Source organism: Dyella mobilis (assembly GCF_016904945.1).
GTDB classification, from domain to species: Bacteria; Pseudomonadota; Gammaproteobacteria; order Xanthomonadales; family Rhodanobacteraceae; genus Dyella_B; species Dyella_B mobilis.
On the sequence record NZ_JADIKF010000039.1, the window covers coordinates 1,025,066 to 1,045,906 of the forward strand.

At 48.2% G+C, this 20,841-nt stretch carries 20 protein-coding genes and 1 pseudogene; 13 read left to right on the top strand and 8 right to left on the bottom strand.

The window, feature by feature from the left end; genetic code table 11:
- Window positions 1–15 precede the first annotated feature (15 nt).
- The 6 genes from ISS99_RS15790 to ISS99_RS15815 all read left to right on the top strand — a co-directional run bounded on the left by ISS99_RS15790 (window position 16) and on the right by ISS99_RS15815 (window position 7,771).
- Window positions 16–1,683, top strand: a complete 1,668-nt coding sequence (locus ISS99_RS15790; RefSeq protein WP_204632528.1) for an ApeA N-terminal domain 1-containing protein — start codon at window positions 16–18, stop codon at window positions 1,681–1,683.
- Between the two features lie 42 nt (window positions 1,684–1,725).
- Window positions 1,726–2,448: a DUF5677 domain-containing protein gene (locus ISS99_RS15795; RefSeq protein ID WP_204632529.1), complete on the top strand. Its 723-nt coding sequence runs from the start codon at window positions 1,726–1,728 to the stop codon at window positions 2,446–2,448.
- Between the two features lie 130 nt (window positions 2,449–2,578).
- Window positions 2,579–3,130, top strand: coding sequence for a hypothetical protein (locus tag ISS99_RS15800; protein WP_204632530.1), 552 nt, complete (start codon window positions 2,579–2,581; stop codon window positions 3,128–3,130).
- 35 nt (window positions 3,131–3,165) lie between these two features.
- Window positions 3,166–4,137 carry a hypothetical protein gene (locus ISS99_RS15805; RefSeq protein WP_204632531.1) on the top strand — a complete coding sequence of 324 codons (972 nt, stop codon included), beginning with the start codon at window positions 3,166–3,168 and terminating at the stop codon, window positions 4,135–4,137.
- A gap of 102 nt (window positions 4,138–4,239) precedes the next feature.
- Window positions 4,240–5,979 carry a hypothetical protein gene (locus ISS99_RS15810; protein ID WP_204632532.1) on the top strand — a complete coding sequence of 580 codons (1,740 nt, stop codon included), beginning with the start codon at window positions 4,240–4,242 and terminating at the stop codon, window positions 5,977–5,979.
- Between the two features lie 148 nt (window positions 5,980–6,127).
- On the top strand, window positions 6,128–7,771 hold the full coding sequence (locus tag ISS99_RS15815; RefSeq protein ID WP_204632533.1) for a MobA/MobL family protein: 1,644 nt from the start codon (window positions 6,128–6,130) through the stop codon (window positions 7,769–7,771).
- A gap of 12 nt (window positions 7,772–7,783) precedes the next feature.
- On the opposite strand, the gene ISS99_RS15820 is transcribed toward ISS99_RS15815, so the two are convergent.
- Window positions 7,784–8,101 carry a hypothetical protein gene (locus ISS99_RS15820; RefSeq protein WP_204632534.1) on the bottom strand — a complete coding sequence of 106 codons (318 nt, stop codon included), beginning with the start codon at window positions 8,099–8,101 and terminating at the stop codon, window positions 7,784–7,786.
- A 20-nt stretch (window positions 8,102–8,121) separates the two neighbouring features.
- Window positions 8,122–8,748, bottom strand: a complete 627-nt coding sequence (locus ISS99_RS15825) for a hypothetical protein (RefSeq protein WP_204632535.1) — start codon at window positions 8,746–8,748, stop codon at window positions 8,122–8,124.
- Between the two features lie 120 nt (window positions 8,749–8,868).
- Here ISS99_RS15825 and ISS99_RS23795 point away from each other — a divergent pair, with 120 nt between their 5' ends.
- Window positions 8,869–9,165 carry a helix-turn-helix domain-containing protein gene (locus ISS99_RS23795; protein WP_204632536.1) on the top strand — a complete coding sequence of 99 codons (297 nt, stop codon included), beginning with the start codon at window positions 8,869–8,871 and terminating at the stop codon, window positions 9,163–9,165.
- On the opposite strand, the gene ISS99_RS15835 is transcribed toward ISS99_RS23795, so the two are convergent.
- Window positions 9,162–10,826 (bottom strand): site-specific integrase, encoded by a 1,665-nt coding sequence (locus tag ISS99_RS15835; RefSeq protein ID WP_204632537.1) that lies wholly within the window; start codon window positions 10,824–10,826, stop codon window positions 9,162–9,164. The genes ISS99_RS23795 and ISS99_RS15835 overlap by 4 nt on opposite strands.
- A gap of 820 nt (window positions 10,827–11,646) precedes the next feature.
- Window positions 11,647–12,072 carry an H-NS histone family protein gene (locus tag ISS99_RS15840; protein ID WP_204632538.1) on the bottom strand — a complete coding sequence of 142 codons (426 nt, stop codon included), beginning with the start codon at window positions 12,070–12,072 and terminating at the stop codon, window positions 11,647–11,649.
- Between the two features lie 91 nt (window positions 12,073–12,163).
- Here ISS99_RS15840 and ISS99_RS15845 point away from each other — a divergent pair, with 91 nt between their 5' ends.
- Window positions 12,164–12,952, top strand: a complete 789-nt coding sequence (locus tag ISS99_RS15845) for a DUF6602 domain-containing protein (RefSeq protein WP_204632539.1) — start codon at window positions 12,164–12,166, stop codon at window positions 12,950–12,952.
- Window positions 12,953–13,026: 74 nt separating this feature from the next.
- Here the strand turns inward: ISS99_RS15845 and ISS99_RS15850 are convergent, their stop codons facing one another.
- Both ISS99_RS15850 and ISS99_RS23800 read right to left on the bottom strand, forming a co-directional pair.
- A complete protein-coding gene (locus ISS99_RS15850; protein ID WP_204632540.1) occupies window positions 13,027–14,130 on the bottom strand; it encodes a tyrosine-type recombinase/integrase in 1,104 nt (367 codons plus the stop codon).
- A 231-nt stretch (window positions 14,131–14,361) separates the two neighbouring features.
- A pseudogene (locus ISS99_RS23800) lies at window positions 14,362–14,538 on the bottom strand (DUF6538 domain-containing protein); the annotation flags it as partial.
- A gap of 415 nt (window positions 14,539–14,953) precedes the next feature.
- Between ISS99_RS23800 and ISS99_RS15855 the strand changes: the two are divergent.
- The 5 genes from ISS99_RS15855 (at window position 14,954) to ISS99_RS23805 (ending at window position 18,576) form a co-directional block, all read left to right on the top strand.
- Window positions 14,954–15,799 carry a hypothetical protein gene (locus ISS99_RS15855; protein WP_204632541.1) on the top strand — a complete coding sequence of 282 codons (846 nt, stop codon included), beginning with the start codon at window positions 14,954–14,956 and terminating at the stop codon, window positions 15,797–15,799.
- Between the two features lie 207 nt (window positions 15,800–16,006).
- Window positions 16,007–16,591 carry a hypothetical protein gene (locus tag ISS99_RS15860; RefSeq protein WP_204632542.1) on the top strand — a complete coding sequence of 195 codons (585 nt, stop codon included), beginning with the start codon at window positions 16,007–16,009 and terminating at the stop codon, window positions 16,589–16,591.
- Entirely contained in the window at window positions 16,588–17,505 is a 918-nt protein-coding gene (locus ISS99_RS15865; protein WP_204632543.1) for a Kiwa anti-phage protein KwaB-like domain-containing protein, read from the top strand. Before ISS99_RS15860 ends, ISS99_RS15865 begins: the two co-directional genes overlap by 4 nt.
- An 11-nt stretch (window positions 17,506–17,516) precedes the next feature.
- Window positions 17,517–17,906: a DUF4160 domain-containing protein gene (locus tag ISS99_RS15870; protein ID WP_204632544.1), complete on the top strand. Its 390-nt coding sequence runs from the start codon at window positions 17,517–17,519 to the stop codon at window positions 17,904–17,906.
- Window positions 17,907–18,366: 460 nt separating this feature from the next.
- Entirely contained in the window at window positions 18,367–18,576 is a 210-nt protein-coding gene (locus ISS99_RS23805; RefSeq protein ID WP_369418039.1) for an HNH endonuclease, read from the top strand.
- A gap of 915 nt (window positions 18,577–19,491) precedes the next feature.
- Here the strand turns inward: ISS99_RS23805 and ISS99_RS15880 are convergent.
- Both ISS99_RS15880 and ISS99_RS15885 read right to left on the bottom strand, forming a co-directional pair.
- The gene (locus ISS99_RS15880) at window positions 19,492–19,812 is read right to left on the bottom strand and encodes a hypothetical protein (protein ID WP_204632546.1); all 321 of its coding nucleotides are present in this window, start codon (window positions 19,810–19,812) and stop codon (window positions 19,492–19,494) included.
- A 17-nt stretch (window positions 19,813–19,829) separates the two neighbouring features.
- Window positions 19,830–20,324: a Tse2 family ADP-ribosyltransferase toxin gene (locus ISS99_RS15885; RefSeq protein WP_204632547.1), complete on the bottom strand. Its 495-nt coding sequence runs from the start codon at window positions 20,322–20,324 to the stop codon at window positions 19,830–19,832.
- Window positions 20,325–20,841: the final 517 nt, after the last annotated feature.

Here is a 20,841-nt window from a genome sequence, read left to right on the forward strand (position 1 = left end):
TTTGGAGGAAGGCCAGTGGTAGAAGATAAGTTCAATTTCTCTAAAAAATTCAAGTACGCCGTCGAGGTGTATCACGACACGCTTGGAAGTTTTGGAAATGCGACATTGGTCTTCGGCAAGCATGACATGGTTCGCCTCAAATTTGAGGGTCACAGTATTAGCGGACATGTTGCCTATGGAAAGAGTTATGACGTTCTAAGAGCTCGTACGAACGATGGCGATTCATTCACGTTGTTCGCCTGCAAGTGTTATGGATTTGCTTGTTATGCGTACTACGTGGTGGTTGGCGATGTTGGCGATAAGTTTAAAGCAATACAGATTCGATACAGCGATGTATCTGAGTGGTTCATGCACTGGCAGAGAGTTGTTGGTGACGTAGGTGAAAAGCTTTCATGGGAAAATATTCCCGATCAGATATCGGCTCACGTAAAAAATGACGGGGAGGAGTTCTCCGTCAAGACAGAGATAGTAGGCAGCCGAAAGAAGACTGGGGAGAACTATCTAATCAATGAGCACATCGTTTTTGTCTTTGAGAACATCGCTTCAATGTTCTGTGCTGAAGACATCAAGAATAAATCCCATGAGATGGCAAACCTATTTTCTATCCTCCTGGCGCATCCCATTTCAGCAATCAGTGCTTGGGTGAGCGAGGATGGCTCGCGCTGGTATGAGGCGTACTTCCCAACGTTCAAAAGGGCTAAGAGGGATATATCGGATGGTGGGTTTTTTATCAGGTGTTTCGCTTCAAGGTCTATGCTCGAAGGAAAGTGGCAAACATTGATAGAAAGTTACTATAAATCTCACTACAGAGACATATCGTGGGTCTGGCTGGCTGGAATGCAGCGTTACAAAGGGTTTTGGCAGTACAAAGTGTTGGGCTACGTCGCAGTTCTGGACAAGTTCGTAAGCCAGTTTTCTAAAGGTCAAAAAGCGCGAAAAGGGCCGTCTGGTAAGGGCTTGAGGAAGTTGGGTAATGCCCTAAAGAAGCTTGCCGACCCACTCACTCAGGCGCAACAGAAAGAAGTGTTGGATCTGGTTGAGAAGTCACTGTCTGGTACTCGTGAACTCAACTTCGGTGAAGAGTACAGATACGCGATAGCCAATTCTGACTCTGACGTGGTCCAGGTCATCAATATTTCCAAGGATGACTTCAAGCACATCAAGAAGGCAAGGGACAAAATTGCGCACGGTGATGCCGTGACCTCGGTGACAAATGACTTCACTAGAGAGAATGGAATCCTAGACAAGATCACGCTCTTGTTGACGTATTGGGCCTTTAGAGACTTTGGGTTGACAAAGAATGACTTCCTAAAGTGTCTTACTGGGAATCACAGCCGCCTTTCACTCAATCCAGCTTTGGATAGAGTCCATCTGGAAAGGGTCACGAAAACCTCGGGCTTCTACGGCGTTTCAAATGCAGAGTTCGAGCGCATATCTAAGGTAAAAAAGAACAAGATGGCCTTCTGTTTTACGCTCGGCAAGAAGGGGCGTGTGACCTATTCAAAGAAATATACAGAGTTGCATGAGGAGGCTATCCATAAGCATCCAGGGAAGGGTGGCCCAGTGAAGATTGAAGACATGCTTGGATTAAGAAAGGAGCAACTCAAGTATTGGCCGAAGGCTTACTTCGAGTGTGGTGATAAGTGCGTGTCGCTACATAGTTGCTATTTTATTAGCGAATGAATCTTCCTTTTGCGACATGTGAAGGGTCGTAAAGAGGTGACCATGATGGACATCAAGAAGATGTTGGATAGGGCCGAACAGTTCAAGGAATCGGTTGATGAATTGTTTGGTCACATTGAAGTGAAGGATTCCGGAGAGCATCGAGTTGCAATGATGTTGATGCTGACCATTGCAGAGCAATACGCGGTAGCGCTTCAGCTTTTCCAATGGGGCTCCTCGTCCCATGCTCCCATTGTATTGAGATCGATGCTTGAAGCTCTTGTTAGCCTTAATCTTCTTGTGAGGGACCCTAAGCATGCTGACCAGATGCGATTTAAGGACGCTTCCGAGAATGTGCGTCTGTGCGATGACTACATCAACGATTTGGATATGCAACAAGACAAGGAGATGGTGGGGTTGCTGACTAAGTTGAAGGCGGAGGCGGAAAAGGATTTCAAAGAACTTCAGGCGAAGGGGTTCAAGAAAAAACATATAGCCGATGAGTTTGAGTTGGCAGGTATCAAAGACAACTATCTAGCCTACCGAGTTTACTGTGGTGCTACACACAACCAATTGACAGCCCTGATGGCACGCCATGCAGGCGACCCGTTGCGTTATCACGAGGAGCCTCCTGAGAGTTCAAGGGAGGCCATACTAAGTTGCATGGTGACCATGCTCGCGCGGGCAGTTCATACGCTACCTGCTTACACCACTGCCAAAGAGGTGGAAGTGGCTGAGTTGGTCGATGGGGTCGACGAAGATTGGAAGGTGCTTCAAGTCAGGTAGTTTGGTGACTCTGGTCAATCTTGCCTTCTCAGTTATCCAAGGGGGGCGAGAAGGTCATGTAGTCACGCGCTCTTGCCAATTCGCGTCAATCGGTTATATGTGAGGGATACCTTCTATTGTCCTTGCGCATATGATTTCAAAAGAATTTACATCTAATTATTTTCTGAATCTTGGCTGGGAGCTAGTTGATGCCCCTGATGATCTCAAGATAAAAAGGCCATGGGTAAAATGGTTGCTCATCCCTCTTCCTTCTTCCAAGGAACGAGAAAATCAATTTGAATCACTGGGTGATGTTTGGCGGCACTGGAAGAAATCGCTTCGACGGTATTTTCTGATCCGTCGTTGTTACGAACTCATACTCGCGCGTTACGAAGTGGCTGATGAGCAAGAGCGCCAAGAGATACGGGAGTGGGTCAAAGAAAAAGGGTGCACTTTCTGGAGGGCCACATTCCACGGAATAGAAGATGAGGCCGCACGGTCTGTTCGTCAGATTAGGCTCAATCCAGGCTGGATTGAACAAATGCGCGACATCTTTCGCTGTTCACCAGAACTTCACTGGGACGGCTTTTATCAGGTGTTGCAAACATTGTTAAGCGAAAGCGACATAAAAAGAGAAAGGCTGGCATTGGATGAGAGTCTTCCAGCGTCGTCGTGTCAGCGGGTAGGTGCTCAAAGAATTTGACTAGGATAGTATGGCTTCTCCAAAAAGGAGGAGTTATGACTTCATCAAAAGATAAGCCTATCCTTCGTGATTTTAAGTCTGTGATGGCTTTCTTGGAAAAAAAGAAGCCAATTGAAGCTGCATTCGAGCTTGCGATAGACGGTCTTGCTCAACGTCTAACAGTTGAGGCTGATGAAGAATCAATAACATCAGCTTTCCTCGGCGGTGTTATCAGCAACTATCCTTGGTGTGCTTTGTTGTCGTCAATGGACGATGATGGGTTAAAAAAATGCTCTTGGGCGCATTATAAGAAGAGTGGAAGCGGAGTAGATGCTGAGCCTCAATCAGGCGCTGATTTTGCTCTAGTTATGCATCGAGACAATTTTGTGCATGTCGCAGTTTTTCAGGCAAAGAAAGGTCATCGGGTGAATGAAAAATATGCAGTAGATGTGCACCGAAAAAGAGAGAAGGAAGGCACCTCATTTATCCAGATTGTTGCCTTGAAGGAAGCAAGTGAAAAATTGGCCAAGATCGCACTTGGTAGAGATATTGAGCCAGCGGACCTGGGTTGGGTTCACTATCTCTGTTACTACCAGGGGAAGGTAGAGTGTGTACAGCTATCTAAACTGGAAGACGTAGTTGAAGATGCGAAAACTAATACTCAAAGTTATATGGATGTCTTCTTGGAAGAAAGGGCAGCGCGGCCTTGGATTAAGGTATTGATGGAAGGCATGTCCAATGGCCCAGTGGATGGCTGGCTTCGCATGAATTTGACGGTGGCCGAAAAGAATCTTCCAACATTGTTGCCTTTGATGAATGTCATCATTGTTGAAGAGGGCAGAGGTGGAAGAAGTCTGAAATTGCCTTCTGGCGAAAAGGTGTTTGATAGATCAATTAACAGACGGGGTATCAAACAAGGATTCGAAAAAAAATTTTCCAAAGTTGAACATCCAGATTCCCAAGGAAAAGAAAAATCTGACAAGACTCAAGGAAAGAGCACGGCTCCTGCTACCAGGAAAAATCCGTAGAGCGCGTCTTAGTGTTGTTCCAACACGACGCTCAAAGCTAAGCGTTAACGAAGGTCCTTCGCTCTTCATCATGAATTAAGTCTAAGGTTTCGAGGGGAAAGCATGCCGTCACTTCTATGTTGGCATTCCTTATGTGTTTTCCCCCTTCCCAAGGATGGGGCGAAGATTTTTGGCTTTCCAGAATTTTTGGCTGCGCTTGCTCTGATGGTCCTGGCATGGACGGTGGGGGATATCCAGTACCGCTTCAGAGGCCGTATTGCACCTGTTCCATTGCCACCGCTTACTTTTTATTCCATCACGACCATAGGGGTGTTGACCCTTCTCACGGACCTATGGCGGGCAGAAGGGTGGCTTGTCCTTGATACGGGTCCGTTTTCCCCGCTGACTTGGCAAGCCTTCTTAGGCTTTGGATTTCTAATAACCTTCCTAACCTGGGGTTGGTATGCGTTTATCAATCCACCGATCTTCAGTGAGAAGAATGCGAAGAGATACGGGCAACTCCTGTACTCAGTGATTCTCAAAGGTTCACCGACCGAAGTCCCCGTTATTGCTTCTGAGTTGGCCGATTCAGCCCATGAAATTGTCTCCAGGTCGTGGTTGATACCTGAGCTGGAAAACAAGGAGCTGATTTCTTCAAGGAAAAAGTTTCGATTCGATCCATTTGGGTGGAAAAGGAAGCGTTACCTTCTGTCCAAAGATGTGGCTTATGACATCCTTCTTCTGATCGCTGACCGTAAGTTTTGTAGGCATGTCGTCCAGTCATCTCAGTGCACGGCTTTGGAAATTTTCGGAGCCATGACTAAGATGGAAAAGTACCAACTTCCTGTTGGACCTTTTGCTAGGAATATCACCGAAGAGGCAATTAAGAACAAAGACTCCTTTGTATTCCATGAGTCAAGCGGATATCAGTCTGGACTGCTTGGTTTCCATAAGCCACTCACTCAAACGCTGTACAGTAACTACCGTATGGTTAAGGAAGTCGAGGACTTCTTTGATGTTGACTACATGGAAACGCAGAAGTGGGACCACGATCAATGGGAAGCATATGGTCGATTGGTTCTTGTTTCTTTTCGTGACTATGCAAAGAAGGAACTTGGCCATCACGCTCCCGTGTTCTGGCGGTCCTTCGAACGCATCCTTCGTTCTGTATATGACCTCTACGAAGTCAATCGACTGGAAAGGAACTACTGGGATACTCCACAGTGCAAGCGATTGGATAAGGTTTGTCACTTTTTTAAAGAAGCGATAAATGTACTTTCGAAGCATCCAGTCCCAGATCGTGTTCATTTGCGAGAGAGGCTTCGTCCGCAACGCACTAGCATTTATGACTTGATTGCGAGGGAAGTGTCTGAGCTAGTTTTTTATGCTGGACAAGTGGCTGAGCCAAGAGAGCTTTGCTGGTCCATACAGCACAATGCGGTATGGTCTGAGATTTTTGATTCGTTCGAAGAGGACTCGGCGGCTAGGAAATTTATCAGGCACAAAGTGCGGCGTGCGCTTTGGGATGAGATAGGAGGAATGACTAAATTTCCCAATTTTAAAGGGGCACGTATGATTGCCTTTCTTTTGAATGTATTAGGATTCGTCGTTCAAAACGACGATAGACATCATGATTGGGTGGCTCTTCACAAAGTGCTGTTGAAGTGGCTAAAGAAAAACTACGCCAAGCTCTACATCTACAATCCTAGCGTCGCATCCGCATGTTTGGTGGCGGGCTATACCTATGACCAGGCTGAAAATCAGTTGATTTTTACAGCGCCTGCTGAAGGCCTTCGTAGAGTGCCCTACACGAACACTTTACCGTTGGGTCCAGCAGATGAGAGCGAAATACCTGATCCATAAGTGTTGTAAAACGGTGCTTGTGAATTTTTTGGTGGAAGAGCCATTGACGGCTCTTGAAAATCTGCTTTGATGTTTTGGCAACCTTAAGCGTTGCACACAGGTCAAGGATTGACCTATCGCTAACTAGCAAATGTCATGGAGGACATCTATGCAAGTACATCAACACGCACGTCCACATATCGAAACCCACAACCGCTCAAAGAATCATTCTTCTGTGGCTGGTGCCGCCTATCGTCTAGGTTTGAAGCTTTATGATGAAAGGGCTGGGATTTGGCATGACTATCGGAAAAGAGAGTTAGGTGAGGAAATCGTCAGAGCATTGACGATTGCTCCTGCTGGTGCACCATCATGGGCAGCTGATCCCGCTCAGTTGTGGAACCGAGTTGAAGCATCCGAAAAACGGAAAGATGCACAGGTCGCCCGAGACTATCGCATCCCAATTCCTTTTGGCTTATCTGACCAAGACGCGGGTGACTTGGCTGAAGAGATGGCGCGTTTTATCTCGGATGAACTACATACACCCGTTTCCCTTGGCTTGCATCGTGATGCAGATAGGGATGCGTTAGGGAATTTGAAGCCTTCAGACAGACAAGGCTTTCACGCGCACTTGTATTTCCCCACCCGCCGCCTTTCTGATGTTATGGCAGGAGAAGGGGATGGTGGTGGCACAGGTTTTGGAGAAAAGCTGACCATTTTATCTAACAAAAACAGTTCAACCGTGTTCGTTGAAATGCTCAATGCGAAGTGGTCAGAGTTAGCCAACGACTTCTCTCGGAAAATCGGTTCTGATCTCAAGTTTGAGTACAAGAGCTACAAACGCTTAGGTTTGAGCCTGACACCACAGCCCACCCTTGGGCAGTCAGCCAGTGCGATGGAACGTCGTGGGATCTACACCAATCGGGGTGACTCACTTCGCGAAGCCTTGGCTGTTGCCCAGGTCTACCAGAAAGCCCATGCAGGCGCTCTGAATGCGCAACACGCTCAGGCCCTTCAAGACGTGAGACGTGAGGCAGGGAGGGGCACACAAGCCCAAACAAAGGCATTGAAGAAGACGATGGTTTCCTTGTTTGGGTCTAGGAAGTCTCAGTCATCGATCCCCGCTATGATTTTTCGTCAGGGCTCATTGGCCTATCGACTCAAAGCCTCTGCACCTGCACCCAAAACGAAAGAAGAGGCCGATGAGCTTGAGAAGTCGCTTGTACTGATTGAGGCGTTGGACAAAGCCTTTGCTGTCTACCACGAACTCATGCAACAGCTTGAAGAAGTGTTGAAAATGATCGAAGTGAGTAGGGCTTCCAAGTTGGATGTGGAGTATCAGGTTGACCGAAGTCGAGAGCATCGCAAGGTTGCACAGGTCAAGCTAAGCAATTGGGAAAGCGAACACCATTGGCGCGTTAAAATGTTTGCCAGCATGGGCGGTGTTCCACATCCAACCCATGAAAAGTTGCGTGCAGATGTTCGACTGCACAACGGCCATGTTCAAGCGGGAAAACAGACCATCGCGCGCCATGCTGAGGATGTGGGCAAAGCGGGGAGGGAGGTCAGTGCCTTGAGGGCGAAAAAACAAGAGACGCTTTCGACCATTCGCAATGCTATCGTCAAGTTGCACGATGCAGAATCTCCACTACTTCAAGAAATGATGAAGGCTCTCTCATCAAGTGAGAGAACCTTCATCAAAGAACAGCTTCCAGTTCTTTTCCCGCCTATGGATGATAAGGGGGTGGAAGGGGAAGATGCGGTGTTTTTTTCTGATAAAGCACCAGCTTTGAAGAAAGAGAGTGTCAGGCCTTGATAAGCCTATCTATCACCAATGGACCCAATGACCATCCGTGCCACGATAGACCTGAATTGGATTGAGGTTGGTGTCACTTTCGCCACCAAACCTGATGTAGCAGTTAAAAAGTACGCCATTGCCACGCGGTTGGTCAGGAGCTTTTTTGCAATGATCAACGATTGCTTCGGGTGGAAGTGGGCGTGTCGGTTGTCCCAATTTTTGCTCAGTTGTTGCCCAATCTTTGTAAGCATTCAATACATCGGTCGCGCTTGGGCTTGATGACCCGCATGCAGTCAGTGTCAGGGCGACGCCCAAAAACAATGCCATTTTAGAAAGAAAAATCTTCATCGCACTCTCCCTGTGTTGAATTAAAAGCCCAGCTTTCGGCTGACCCGAGTCATCAGACCGTGCGCGGTTGTTTCGTTTAAACCGTTGGCAAGTAAGTATCCACGGCCACCCGATTGCGCTTCTAAAATGAAAGAATTTTCGGCAAACCAAGCTGTGCGCTTATCCCTTGCTTGCATACCCCTCGACCCGATTGTTCCAAATGAAGAGTTGGTGGTTTCTTCATGGGCAATCGTTGAGCGGATGACAAGGCGGTCAATGCTGGAGGCATGCAACGTGGTCATGTTGGCGTTGCTGGTTGGGGCGGATGGAATGTTGAGGGTGGTGTTCGAAACATAGAAGCGACCAGGCCGAACACCGTGACGGCGCTCCCTATGCAAAATGCGAAGACACAACCAGGCCACCCCAACCGCCATGATGGTGGTGACCAGAGCAGGTATGAGGTTGCCTGTACCTAAAAGGAAGTAATCCAGCCCGAGAATCGGGACTGCAAAGCCCACAACGATGACGCCCGAGTCAAACGTAAACATGGGCTTGGAGGCGGGGTAGGTCTGGAAGCAAATTTGGCCGTCGGATTGCTCCTGTACCTCATAACGGCTGGTGATGGTTTTGGCGTGGGTTGGTACTACATGAGCGGTTGCGACGTTCATCCAAGATCCCTGTTCCATGAGTTGGTGATCAAAATTTCACCACATGCGAAGATCACATATGTGAAGCTCGCATAAACGGTCATCACATATAGCTTTTCAAGCCACTCAGAGGGTTGAGCGGTGGCAAGGAAAAGCATCTACAGGCCAGAGCACAGAATCTTCGCGGAGTTGCTCCGCGATGTTCGGACCCATGCTGGGTTCACTCAGGAACAACTGTCCCTGGCTCTGGATGTAGACCAAGCCTTCGTCAGTGAGGCAGAGCGGGGCAGGCGCAGGCTAGACACCGTCCAAGTCCATGACTGGTGCCTTGCCTGCAAGACCGACCTCGTTCACATCAGCAAAGAGTTTCAAAAGCGACTGACTGATCCTCAGTATCAGGAACCTCGCGAACCCGATGCTCGGCGCCGAAGCCGTTAGATCAAGGCAACACTCTTAGGTGGGCGCCCCCGCTTCTTTTTGACAACCACGGCCACGCGTTCTTCAGGCGTTGCATTCTTCGTGACCTTGTCCAGATAGTCTTTATATTGACGCCAGTGATAGGGCACCAAGTCTAATTTTGGGAAGACCATTTGGAGCATGGCTTTGTTGCACTCTTCGAGTGTAGCGTCCTTGATGTAATGCACTCGCCAGATGGACATGCCACGCCCATATCCACATAGGCGGATCAGGGCTGTCTCTAAAATTTCGGACCGATCCCCGACGGTCTCAAAATGGTTGCGAAAAGAATGGAAGGTCTTGGTGTCGTCAGGAATCTCACACTGGTTGCGTAGATACCCATTGTTGAACCATGAGCTGACTTCTCCACCAGGGCCGTTCTCACCCCATTTCAGCCCAGGGAACAAGTGTTTGAGACCACGGGCTTTGATGTCGTCCAAATACCTCAGCAAACCAAGCTCAATGAGTTTCGAGTGCATGGGAATAGTTCGCTTCGCATTTCTCGACTTCAGCCTCTTTTTCCCATCCGCGTCCAACTGAACTTTGAAGCAATAGATCTTTCTTGTATCGCCCGTTGCGATATCGAAGATTTCTTCTTGTGTAATGTCACTGGTGTAAAGCTGTGCGATCTCATTGACTCTCATGCCTGTATAAAGCCCAATCAGAGGTATCCAATACTCGTCAGGGTGCTTGTACTTCAGGACCCGTGCATGCGCAAAAATTTTCTCCAGATCATCTTTAGAGAAAGGTGTGCCGGCTTGGTCGTCATCCCGAACATACTGCGTCATATCGACACCTTCGGAAGCGTCCCGATTCAAGTTGAACTTGTCGGCGAACCAGTGGAAGACGGCCTTGAGTATTTTGATATGGCGTTGCTGGGTGGACAGCTCGATAACGGGAGCCCCGATCTGCTGCCCAATCTCTATCATCTCTTTGTAGGTGCAGTTATCAAAAGCCCGGTTCAGATGGGGGTATCGAGGAAGCTTACTGATAGCATTCGCGTAAACATTGGCATCGGCATACCGGTAATCGCTGAGCTTCTTGTCTCCAACAATCTCGATAAAAGACTTAAAGAAGAAGTGGTATTCCCGAATGGTCTTGGGATGTTTCCGCCTGATTCTATCCGTTGCCAAGAAGTCGCTTTGGGCTTGACTGAGAAGACAACTTCCCTCGGGCTGCATGGCCAATGCGTGTTCTTCAAGCTTGGCAGCCATCCTCTCTTCACTGGCCTGGATGGTGTTTTCAACAAGCTTTACCACTTTCTCCAGTAGTTGAGCTGTGGATGGCTCTGTCGACGTTTCGACTGTAGGGGCCTGCCTCTCTAGCACGGGTCCAGGTGTAACAATGGTTGGTTCTGGAATGGCCGTAAGTGCCCCCGAAATGTCGAAGACGACGCTTTCATGGCCGACATGAGCGATGTCATGCCGAGTGATGCTTTCAGAAATGGGGAAGCTTTGGAGAGGGGAGGGCAAGCAAGTCAGGGGCGCAGGTGGTTGCCCCGAAGAGCCTATTTGTTGGATCAAGTGAAGTGCTCTTTCGAGTCCTTCGGCTCCAAGCGTTGCGATGGTGAGGTCGTTCAAATTGACTTCGTAATAAGCGAGCTCTTTTTGCCGAACGAGATTCTTTAAGAAATTAGATAACATGATAAACATCCTTTTGAAGTAATCAGTGCTCCTGTTGGGTCTACGGCACAGAAGATGGCTGACGGTTTTAATAAAAAGACCGCTTCCGTCAATGGATGCCTTTTTGATTTTGTGAGTCAATTCACGAAACGATGAAATAATTTCTTAAAGGATGGCCTAATTTATTTTTAAGCCATTGACAGTTTTGAGTTTTATATTAAATATCTTATTTAATAAGTTATGATTCATGAAGAATCCTACTTCCCTAAATATTTATTAGTCCAAAAAATGAAGCTCCATGGGTTCTGTCGCATAAGTCATATCTCCGCGAAAATCTTATTCATCATACCGGATTATTTTGAACTGTATAAATTTTGACCGATTTGAGTTTTACAAAACCTTCTAAAAAGGACTTTCACGGGGTCATGGATGACCTTCTCGGACGAGGTACAAGGTGGTTTTTAATTACAAGTAATAAGATACATAGTGAGTAATGAAATTTTATTATTTCTATTGACAATGGTAGAAAATCAATTATATTATTCTTAATCGAAGCGATGCTTCTTTTCATTTCCCCGTATTGCGGGGGTGTTCCAGAACTGAAGTTATTTGCGTAAGCAATGATTCTTCGATTTATTTTCCCTGCTCTAGCAGGGATGTCTCAAAAAAGGAAGTTAGTTGCGTAAGCAATGTTCCTTCGATTTATTTCCCTGCGTTAGCAGGGGTGTCTCAAAAAAGAAGCAAATTGCGTAAGTTATGATTTTCTAGATTTGATTTCCCCTCGGGGTAAAGAAAAAGCCATCCATCAGGATGGCTTTTTTGTCTGACAACCCGAAGTTTCCTAGCGCCGAACTTTTTTCCGCGTCGCCTTCTTGGCGGACTTTTTGGAAGCCTTCTTGGTGACCTTCTTAGTAGCCTTTGGCGCGCCACCAATCAGCAGGCTTTCTGCGGTCACACCGCGCTTCTTGATGGCCGAAGCAAACCAGAGAGGGGACCTGCCGCGACCCGTCCAAGTTTCAGAGGGGTTCTCGGGGTTGCGATACTTGGGAGCTACCGAACCCTTGCCACCCCTGGCGCCTCTTTTACCAGTCTTGGCTTGAGTGCCGTAGATATCGGCAAGCGTCAGCCCACTGCTATGGAGGATGGCATCGATCTTCTCCTTGACCGCATGAACTTGGTTGGCCCGTGCTTCCTGCATATGGGATTCGGCGTTTGTGATGAGGGCTTGGAGTTCTTTGGGGGAGAGAGATTTCAGATCGACTGCCATAGATGGTCCTTATAAAGAGATGTGGTGGTAGATTAGCTTGAACGGTGGGTTGGCTCTAGGATTAACATCAAAAGCCGTAAAAGGGGGAAGCATGCAACTCAAAGAATATTACCAGTCGCTGTCAGTTGAGTGCTACGCGCTGAAGAATAGGGTTAGGCACTTTATTGATAGGAAGAATTGGCTGACCGATGGAGAGTGGAAGGAGTCAGTGCTGAGAAGCCTTATCAGTCGAAGTTCACCAGACTCCGTAAAAGTAGGCCGAGGCTTTGTTGTCAGCCATGACTGGGCAAGTACTCAGATAGATATTTTGCTGTACGACTCATCTCATCCAGTTCTTTATCGAGATGGCGATCTGGTGTTTATTTCACCCTCTGCCTGTAGAGGTGTTATTGAGGTCAAAACATCAGTAGATGCGACAACGTTTGCTAAGGCATGCGATAAGCTCGCAGATAACGCACAAAACGTTAGGGAAAGGAAGGGTGAGGAAATATTTGTTGGTATCTTTTCCTATGAAGCCAGTGCAAATGATCTGGATGCAAGAAAGCTGTTGGAGCTAGCCAAATCGTCTGCGAATGGCGACCCACTGAGAATCATAAATCACGTATCGCTGGGTAGATCGTTCTTTGTCAGGTATTGGGCGTCTGAGCCTAATGAAATTCATGGTCCTGAGCGGAGAGTTTCCTCAAATGGTTCAAGGCGTAGAGCAGGCAAATACCAAAGTTGGCATCTTTACAGATTGCCGGACATGGCGTTTGGATACTTTATCCACAATGCGTTGGTGAGCATGGCATCAAACCTATCTATTGAGGAAGAAAATGTTTACTTCCCTTTAGATGGAAAGGAGACACGATGCATCGACGTAGTCTCGTTTAAGCCATAAAAACTTTGGTTCAAAAGATGTTGCATCACAGTGCGGCTTTTAAAGGTTGCTGCGAAAGACCGAAACGAAAGCACTTATCGTTGCTCATCTTTTATTTTTCTTTTGCTTCGCTGTTTTCTTGATTCCAAGATTTTCACCCGTTTGAAGTAGTGCTCGAAGCACCCCTTAGGCGGGACTGGAATCTCCAGAGCTGGAAACCGAATCTTCGCGATGTCTTCAGCTCTTTCTTGCAACGTAGCTGGTTGGATATAGTGTCGCCTCAAAATAGAAGCCCCTATGCTGTGACCGGTGAGGCGCGCAATCCTGTGGTCAGACAGCCCCGACCGTTCTGCTAAAGAAGCGAAGGTGTGCCGAAAACTATGAAAGGTCTTAGCAGGGTCCGTTATTTTGCAGGCCTTTCTTAGGTAAGTCCTGTTGAACCAATCACCGATCCCGTCGCCTGGTCGATGCAAGCTCCAAGGGAGACTAGGAAACAATAAGTCGAAGCTATGGGCCTGAACTTCTTGGACATACTCCACAAAGCCTAGGGGCAGTAGGGAAGGGTGGAGGGGAATGAAGCGTCTGGAGCTACGGTTCTTGACCTGATGACGCACATGGAGTCCCCAGATGTCGTCGATTTGCTCCAAATCATCTGTTCTCAGTTGTCCGATTTCGTTGAGCCTCATCCCCAAGTACAAGGCAAGGATGGGACCCCAATACTTGTAGGGTCTTGTGTGATTGAAGCGCTGGCTGTCGAAGATGAGCCGAAGATCCCTTTCTGAAAATGGCAGGCGGGTTTCCTGGTCGTCTTGCTCCTTATTGGTAATGTGAAGCCCTGCACAGGGGTTGTACGTCAACAATCGCCTTTGCATACAGTTGTTGAAGAAAACTCTTAGGTGATCGAGACGCTTTTCCTTGGTGCGAGGTGCCAGCCCTTTGTCGTGGCGACGCTTGGCCACTTTTAAAACATCTCTTGGGGAGAGGCCCCTGTAAGCAGGCTTCTTGCTGGCATGGGCTGGCCACCTCCCAAGTGCTTCCAGGAACGTGTCTAGGTCAGTTGGGCTAATCTCACTTAAGTCTTTGTCGCCGACCAATCCAAGGAACAATCGAAGCGTGAAGCTCGTATCCAGATAGTTGATTTCGCCTCGTCCCTGAATTTTCATCTGGAATAGGAACGCCTTGATGCGCTCAGACAGCATTCCAACTCTTGGGGCAGCAGGGATACGGGAACTGGGAGAAGGAATAACTCCAACTTTGGTCAGTACATCGATGACGGCTTGGACTAACCGATCTTCGATTGCAGGAGTCAGGTCGAGAGGATTTCTGCTGTGAGGTACATGAACAGCCTGACGCCTTCCACATCGAGCTTTTCGGATGGTGTCATTTACAAGGCATCGGGCATCTAGGTCGCTCTCCAGACGGAGGTGGTCAAACACGTCACACAAGGCGCATTCAAGTGAGGCAGCAATAAGACGTGCCTGGTCTGGTCGTGTTCCTTGGAGACTGCGAACAATGAAGCGGCGGCCTAAGCGACCCCGCAAGTCCGTCGGTACTAAGAAGCGAACGTAAAGGCCTGTCTTTTTCTGGATCAATAAAGGTTTTGGCATATCGAGGCCCCGATATGAAATCCCCCTTTGAGCAGTGAGTATTGCAGATGATCTACGCGGCTGTTTCTTAGGAAAACTTTCTAAAATGGGGTAGGTCAACGCCTGGCGGGTCTACACGTCACGTTAACGACTTGATATGGAAAATGTGAAGTGGGGAACAAAACAGGATGACTCCGAGTGGTAGGGCCGACTCGGATGGGTGTGTCTTAGGGTCATTGTGCCAGTGAATATGACACCACGTCTCCCTGTTTGAATTCCACGGTGCTCATTGGTGAGCGCCATACGGGATGTATTTCATCAGTGTATAGAGCCGAAGAAACAGGGGTGATAGATGGTAGACACGATAAGGCATGAGCCACTTGGAAAATGCTTGTACTGTGGAGAGGACAAGCTATCACTTACAGATGAGCATGTGATGCCGCGCGGTTTGAATGGAGAGTTGCTATTTCCAAAATCAAGCTGCAAGAAATGTCAGGACATGATTAGTGATATAGAGACTCCTATCCTCAAATCAGGATGGTTGTCTGACCCGCGTTTGGTTATGGGTTTGAGGTCATATAAGCCAAAGAAGCAAGCAACACATGTGAAGATGACCTTTTTCGATGCTCGTGATCGAAAGTTTACGGAATACGTGCCTAAGGAAAAGGCAGTGGCATTGATTTCAATGCCAGGTCTAATCGCACCACGTTACCTCACGAACGAATTGCCGTTGAAGGCCACAGATGGGATGGAATTAGATTCCACCAACGATGCGTTTGTGTATAGGGGCGCTGTTGAAGAGGCTGCTGCCGCCCACTCAGAGAAACTCACAGAGGCAATCAGAAGTCTTTGTAAGATTTATGGCGCGGCCAAAATTGACCTATCGGCCAGAATTACGCCACAACCACTCATTCAATTCCTATGCAAGATTGCTCATGGTTTCCATGTTTGGGAGCGAGGTCTTTTTCCTTTGGAGGAAAGTCCCGCTATTGCGCTTCTGAAGTCGGAGCGAACAGATTATTCAAATTGGGTGGGCAGTAAATCCGTTTCGTCAGGCCAAGAACAAAATGCGGCTATGCATGAGATGTCTATCGAGGACGTCACCACGAAGTCTGGCTTGCGGTGCGTTGTGGTCAACATTGCCTTGTTCAATTCCCTTGGACCGAAGTTTGCTTATCAGGTCATTACCCGTGCTCCTGGGTGGCGAGAGCAGATCGTTGAGGCTCCCAATGAACCTAGAAGGACGGGGGAAATTCATTTGACAACGGATCTCTCCACCTAAAGACGCCTGGAGCTAGGGTTCCACGTTATCAAGCGGGTATTTTAATTTTAATCAATGGATTAGAGCGCTAGGGGAAAGGGCTTTCTAGGCCGGAAACTGCAAGAATCCTTGGATTTGAGACAATCCAGGCATAGCTTCTCAGTAGTGGTGGGTGCGCCTGATTTCTAGGCCTGAGATGTCTAAGCAACTGGATAATGGGAGCGAGGGATGCAGTTCCGACTGATATCTGCAATGGTTTTGTTTGTCGGGTCTTACTTCCCGTTGGCACTCATATTGCTGGCGCAGGACGTTCAAAAGAAGTTTCTGGATGCCTCCTTTTGCCGATGGTCTTCCTACTCTAGTTGTTCTTTCCAGATCTTTGACCATCCAGTATCTGCTTGGAGCTGTGTTCTGGTTAGTGGAGTTGCGTTGTTCATCACGCAGTGGGGGCTGCGATTGGTCGAGCCGCATATTGAGGTCACGGTCATTGAGGCGAAGTCCATACCTAATGACCTTATCAATTACGTCTTTCCATATGTGGTTGCCTTTATGGGGCTGAGCTATGAAGACTCGGGAAAGATGATGGGGTTTGTTGTTTTTTTAGTCGTATTGTTCGTCATTACATATCAATCTGGACAGGTCGTGATGAACCCATTTCTCTTTGTCTTTGGTTGGAAAATATACGAAGCAAAGATAGAGGTCGGTCAGAAGAATGAAACCAGGATCACGAGAGTGTTGAAGCGTGGCGAGCTATTCCCGGGAAAGCAAAGAGCTGAAAAAGTACAGGATTTCTACTTTATGGGGGACCCATGACTCAGAAAGCTTTTGTCCGTTTTCAGGACTTCGACTTTGACAATTCAGATGTCCATCTATGGGTCTTCAAGAGAAGTACGACCGAGGCCAAATATGTTGCTAGTTACGTCCGAACAGATGAAGATCTTGATGACGCTTTAATAAGGTTCGCGAAGCATGAGCAGGAGAGAATCACAGAGTGGTCTCCATACAGTTATTTGGCTGAGACCAACCAAAATGGATGTTTGTTGGTAAGTAAGGATGAGACAAATTTTGATTTGTTGAAGGAAGCCGTAGACGAGCATGAGCTCGATCGTTCAATCGATGACGTCAATCAATTTAAGCGAGCTTTGGGCTACTTGGTGAAATTTGTAAACCAAAGTAGGGTTGTTTATGCAGTCAGGAGGTCGCCTTCCACCTGGAAGACTGCATATAGGAAAAGAGGCGTCATTAACGCATTTTTTCGAGATGGAAAATTGTCGGCAGTTGAGGGTGAAGAGTTCGCTATTGAGCCCAATTTCGACTTTTTTGCTTTTGGAAACTTTATCTTTGTTTCCAGTAAGTCTGGGTTTGAATCGATGATGCGGTATCGAGATGGATATGAGAAAGCGTTCGAGACTCTGCAGCAGACTCAGAGCTTTACTAAAATTTTCACTGATATAAAGCCTATGGTTGAGTATGTTGGCAAAAATGCCATGCATTTGAAGCGAATGGCTACCGTTGAGCAGATGAAGTTATATATGAAGCCAAACTTCATTAAAGCGCTGCAGAAGGTAAACAAGCAAAATAATTGGGGCATCAAGTTTGATCAGAACAATCATATCATTTTGACGGCTAAAACGATGCCTGTCATCTTGAAGGTGTTCTTAGATCAGCGTCTACTGAGTGAGGTTACGCATATCACCTACGATGTTCCATCTGGGGTCAAGGTTTAGCAATTCGTCGAATGCATTTGCTTCCGTTTGGGGGACTTATGGAAAGGGAATGGGTTGTTGAAGATGCTGAGTTGACGTCTTCTTTGGAAAAGTCCTTTATTCAGGGGCCGATGATGGAAGATGGTCGGAGGCTCTTAGTTGAAGAAACAGTGGGGCGATTTGGAGCGTTTAAGGTTCAGGTTTTTTCGAATGAGCATCCACCTCCGCATTTTAGAGTTGTCTACAATGGCGAGACTGCCAACTATTCAATTAAGGACTGCACCAAGCTCAATGGCGGCTTGGGTCGTTGGGAATGGAACATCAGGGATTGGCACTCGAAGAACAAACTAAAGTTGATAGCGGTTTGGGATCGCACCCGCCCGGACGACTGTCCAGTGGGTAAGTATCGGGAGGATGGATAACCAACGTTTTGACGCTGGTCTTCGGGTTGATCTCGACCAAGTTCTAAGTCAGGATCAGTCCACACATCAACCCACGGTTTGTGGGCTGGCAGGCCTTGGGGGAGAAGAGGGAGATCGGATCCCACTCTCTCCGCCACCCATAAAAAAACGCCCAATCGGGCGTTTTTTTATGGGTGGCGGAGAGAGTGGTTAGGCAGAACCCACTCGGTTCGACAAATTCGTCTGGAACGAATTTGGACAGCCGAAGGCTGGCCCCGGAGCGCTTCAGCGCGGAGGGGTTCGGCCCATGGATGGGCCGAACAATCCCACCCGTCAGGTTGCGATTATTTCTAAAAGAGGCAAACGCTTTTTTTTAGATGACGAGCTAAACGTCTGTTGGTTAAATTGAAACGAATCTGAGTAACTAGCGGTTCTTTGCAATAAGTGAACCTGGAACCGTTATTTGGACGTAGTCGCTGACGTGTTGCACAGCGCAACTGGGCACTGCGAACGCTGCCAGCGGCCTGCGCCCTTTCGTCGGAAGACCGTTCACACCCCTTATCTGGAAGTCCATCACAAGGTGTGGCTGGCCCATGGCGGGCAAGATACGGTGGAGAATGCGGAAGCACTATGCCCAACCGTCACCGTGAGCAACACCATGATGGTTAGCCGGAGTGCGCATTCCATTTGACAGCTGCTTTGATCTATTTAGGGCTTTCAGAAGCGGCCTGGCTTATCAGATATGCTTCCCACAATGACCATAGGGGAGGGGCGTTATGGGGAACATCACGGACTTCATTTGTGAAGCGATTGAAGGTGTTGGCAATACGGTCGCCAAAGCTATCGAAGTGGGTGGTGACGTGATCATTGACGGCGTCGATTATGTACGTGAAAACCCGGGTAAAACCGCCACAATCGCAGCGGTAACTTTGGTGTCGGGCGGAGCTTGCTGGGCAGTCGCTGGCCCTATTGCCGCAGCCGCCGGAGGGGCTGGCTTACTGGGCTCAGCGAGTACGGGGACTGCTATTGCCACTCTGTCGGGAGCGGCCCTCGAAAGCGCGTCCCTGGCCGCGTTAGGCGGCGGTGCGTTGGCCGCCGGTGGGGCTGGGATGGCCGGTGGGACAGTTGTTGTCGCCGGCACTGGTGCTGCCCTGGGCGGAACAGGAGCGGTTGCCGTAACAAAGCGGATTGGTAAGAACCGCGCTTGATGTCGTGCCTCAAGCTGCGGAGAACAACGTAGAACAATAGAACAACGGGGTCGTGTTGCCTTATTTTTGATCAGACCGGTCAGCCTGCCCGTTTGGCGCGTGGCGGGCGATGCGTGGGTCGAGTTTTAATGCATCTTCCCGTCATGGCTTCAATTTCGCGCTGGAATTTTGTAGAGCCAAGTGCAGGTTGCTGTTGTATGTAGGAGCGGATATCGGCCAGGCGATCATCGTCAATGACCTGGACTGGTTGTAGGAAAGTCAACCTGACCCGGTTATTTTGATCATTTTGAGATGTTGTCGCGATCGCGAGACGCCCAACGGATAAAAGCAACCGGCCAGGCCTTCTTCACTCAACTTCTTCCACCGACCTATCTGACCCTCTCGCCTCAAGGCCAATGTCACTTCAACAAGTGATCAAAGCTTCCTTTTTTGAAGGCCGATTCGACGTAATAAATGGTCTTTTCATATATACCCATCTGCACGTCATCAAATTCCGCTTCGTGCTTCTCGTCGTATTTCGGATGATCCTCATCACGATAAGGAAATTTCAGTCTGGCCTTCTTCTTTTCGATAACCGCAAGGTCGATCAGATCACCGGCCTCTTCTTCGCTTAAAAATATAGGAGGCTGTACGTGCTCGTCGGGAAACGCATCCATCAACGACGTATAACCTTCCTTGTGAACTATTTCAGCTATCTCGCTAACCAGTTCAACTGGCATGATCACTTCTCTTTTAATCATGCGACGGCTACCTTTTTTAGCGCACCGGGATAACTCTCAATGATCTTGCCGAACCTATCGATTTTGACGTCGCACGACTTCATCATTGACGCCAATTCCGTAAGCAGCGCGGTCAATTGAAGTACTGACATGGGCTCGGACACATTAAGCAACGGATGGTCGTAGTCCTTTACATTGAACACCAAACCCTTGGGAATCCTACTTCCCCTTGGAATGATCCAAACTTGTCCCTCCAGGGACTTCGTCGCTAGCGTTTGCACGCTGTCGGCAAAAGACAGCCCTTTGGTGACATTTGGGTACACCATTTCCAGTCCCGATTGCGGGTCCATCCTCACATCCAGATCCTTCCTTCTAGGCCCATCGGCGCGAACAATTTTAGGTGTCGCTGAATTTCCGCCCCCTCTAAATATCCCGTGCAAGTCGTTGTACAACTTCCATATTTCATCCGGGCCAATGACTGTAAACTTGCCCTTGGGAAGGCTAATCGACATGACAATCTCCTTTTGATGCAGTCGCGCAAATAGAGGTAGAAAAAAACTGCGGTCATCCCAGGTGAGATGGATTATGGAACATCTGCATTCATTGGCAATAGCAAACCACGTCTAGCATAACGATTCGCACCTGACGAATTTGTCGAATCGAGAGCACTCATCTCTCTCCGCCACCCATAAAAAAACGCCCAATCGGGCGTTTTTTTATGGGTGGCGGAGAGAGTGATACGCGATGAGAACCCTCGGTTCGACAAATTCGTCTCAGAACAACGGGGTCGTGTCGCCTTATTTTTGATCAGACCGGTCAGTCTGCCCGTTTGGCACGTGGCGGGCGATGCGCGGGTCGGGTTTTAACGCATCTTCCCGTCATGGCTTCAATTTCGCGCTGGAATTTTGTAGAGCCAAGTGCACGTTGCTGTTGTATGTAGGAGCGGATATCGGCCAGGCGTTCATCGTCAATGGCCGATTTGAAAAGCTCCTTATAGGCTTCATGCGGCTGCTTCGCTACTGAGGCGAG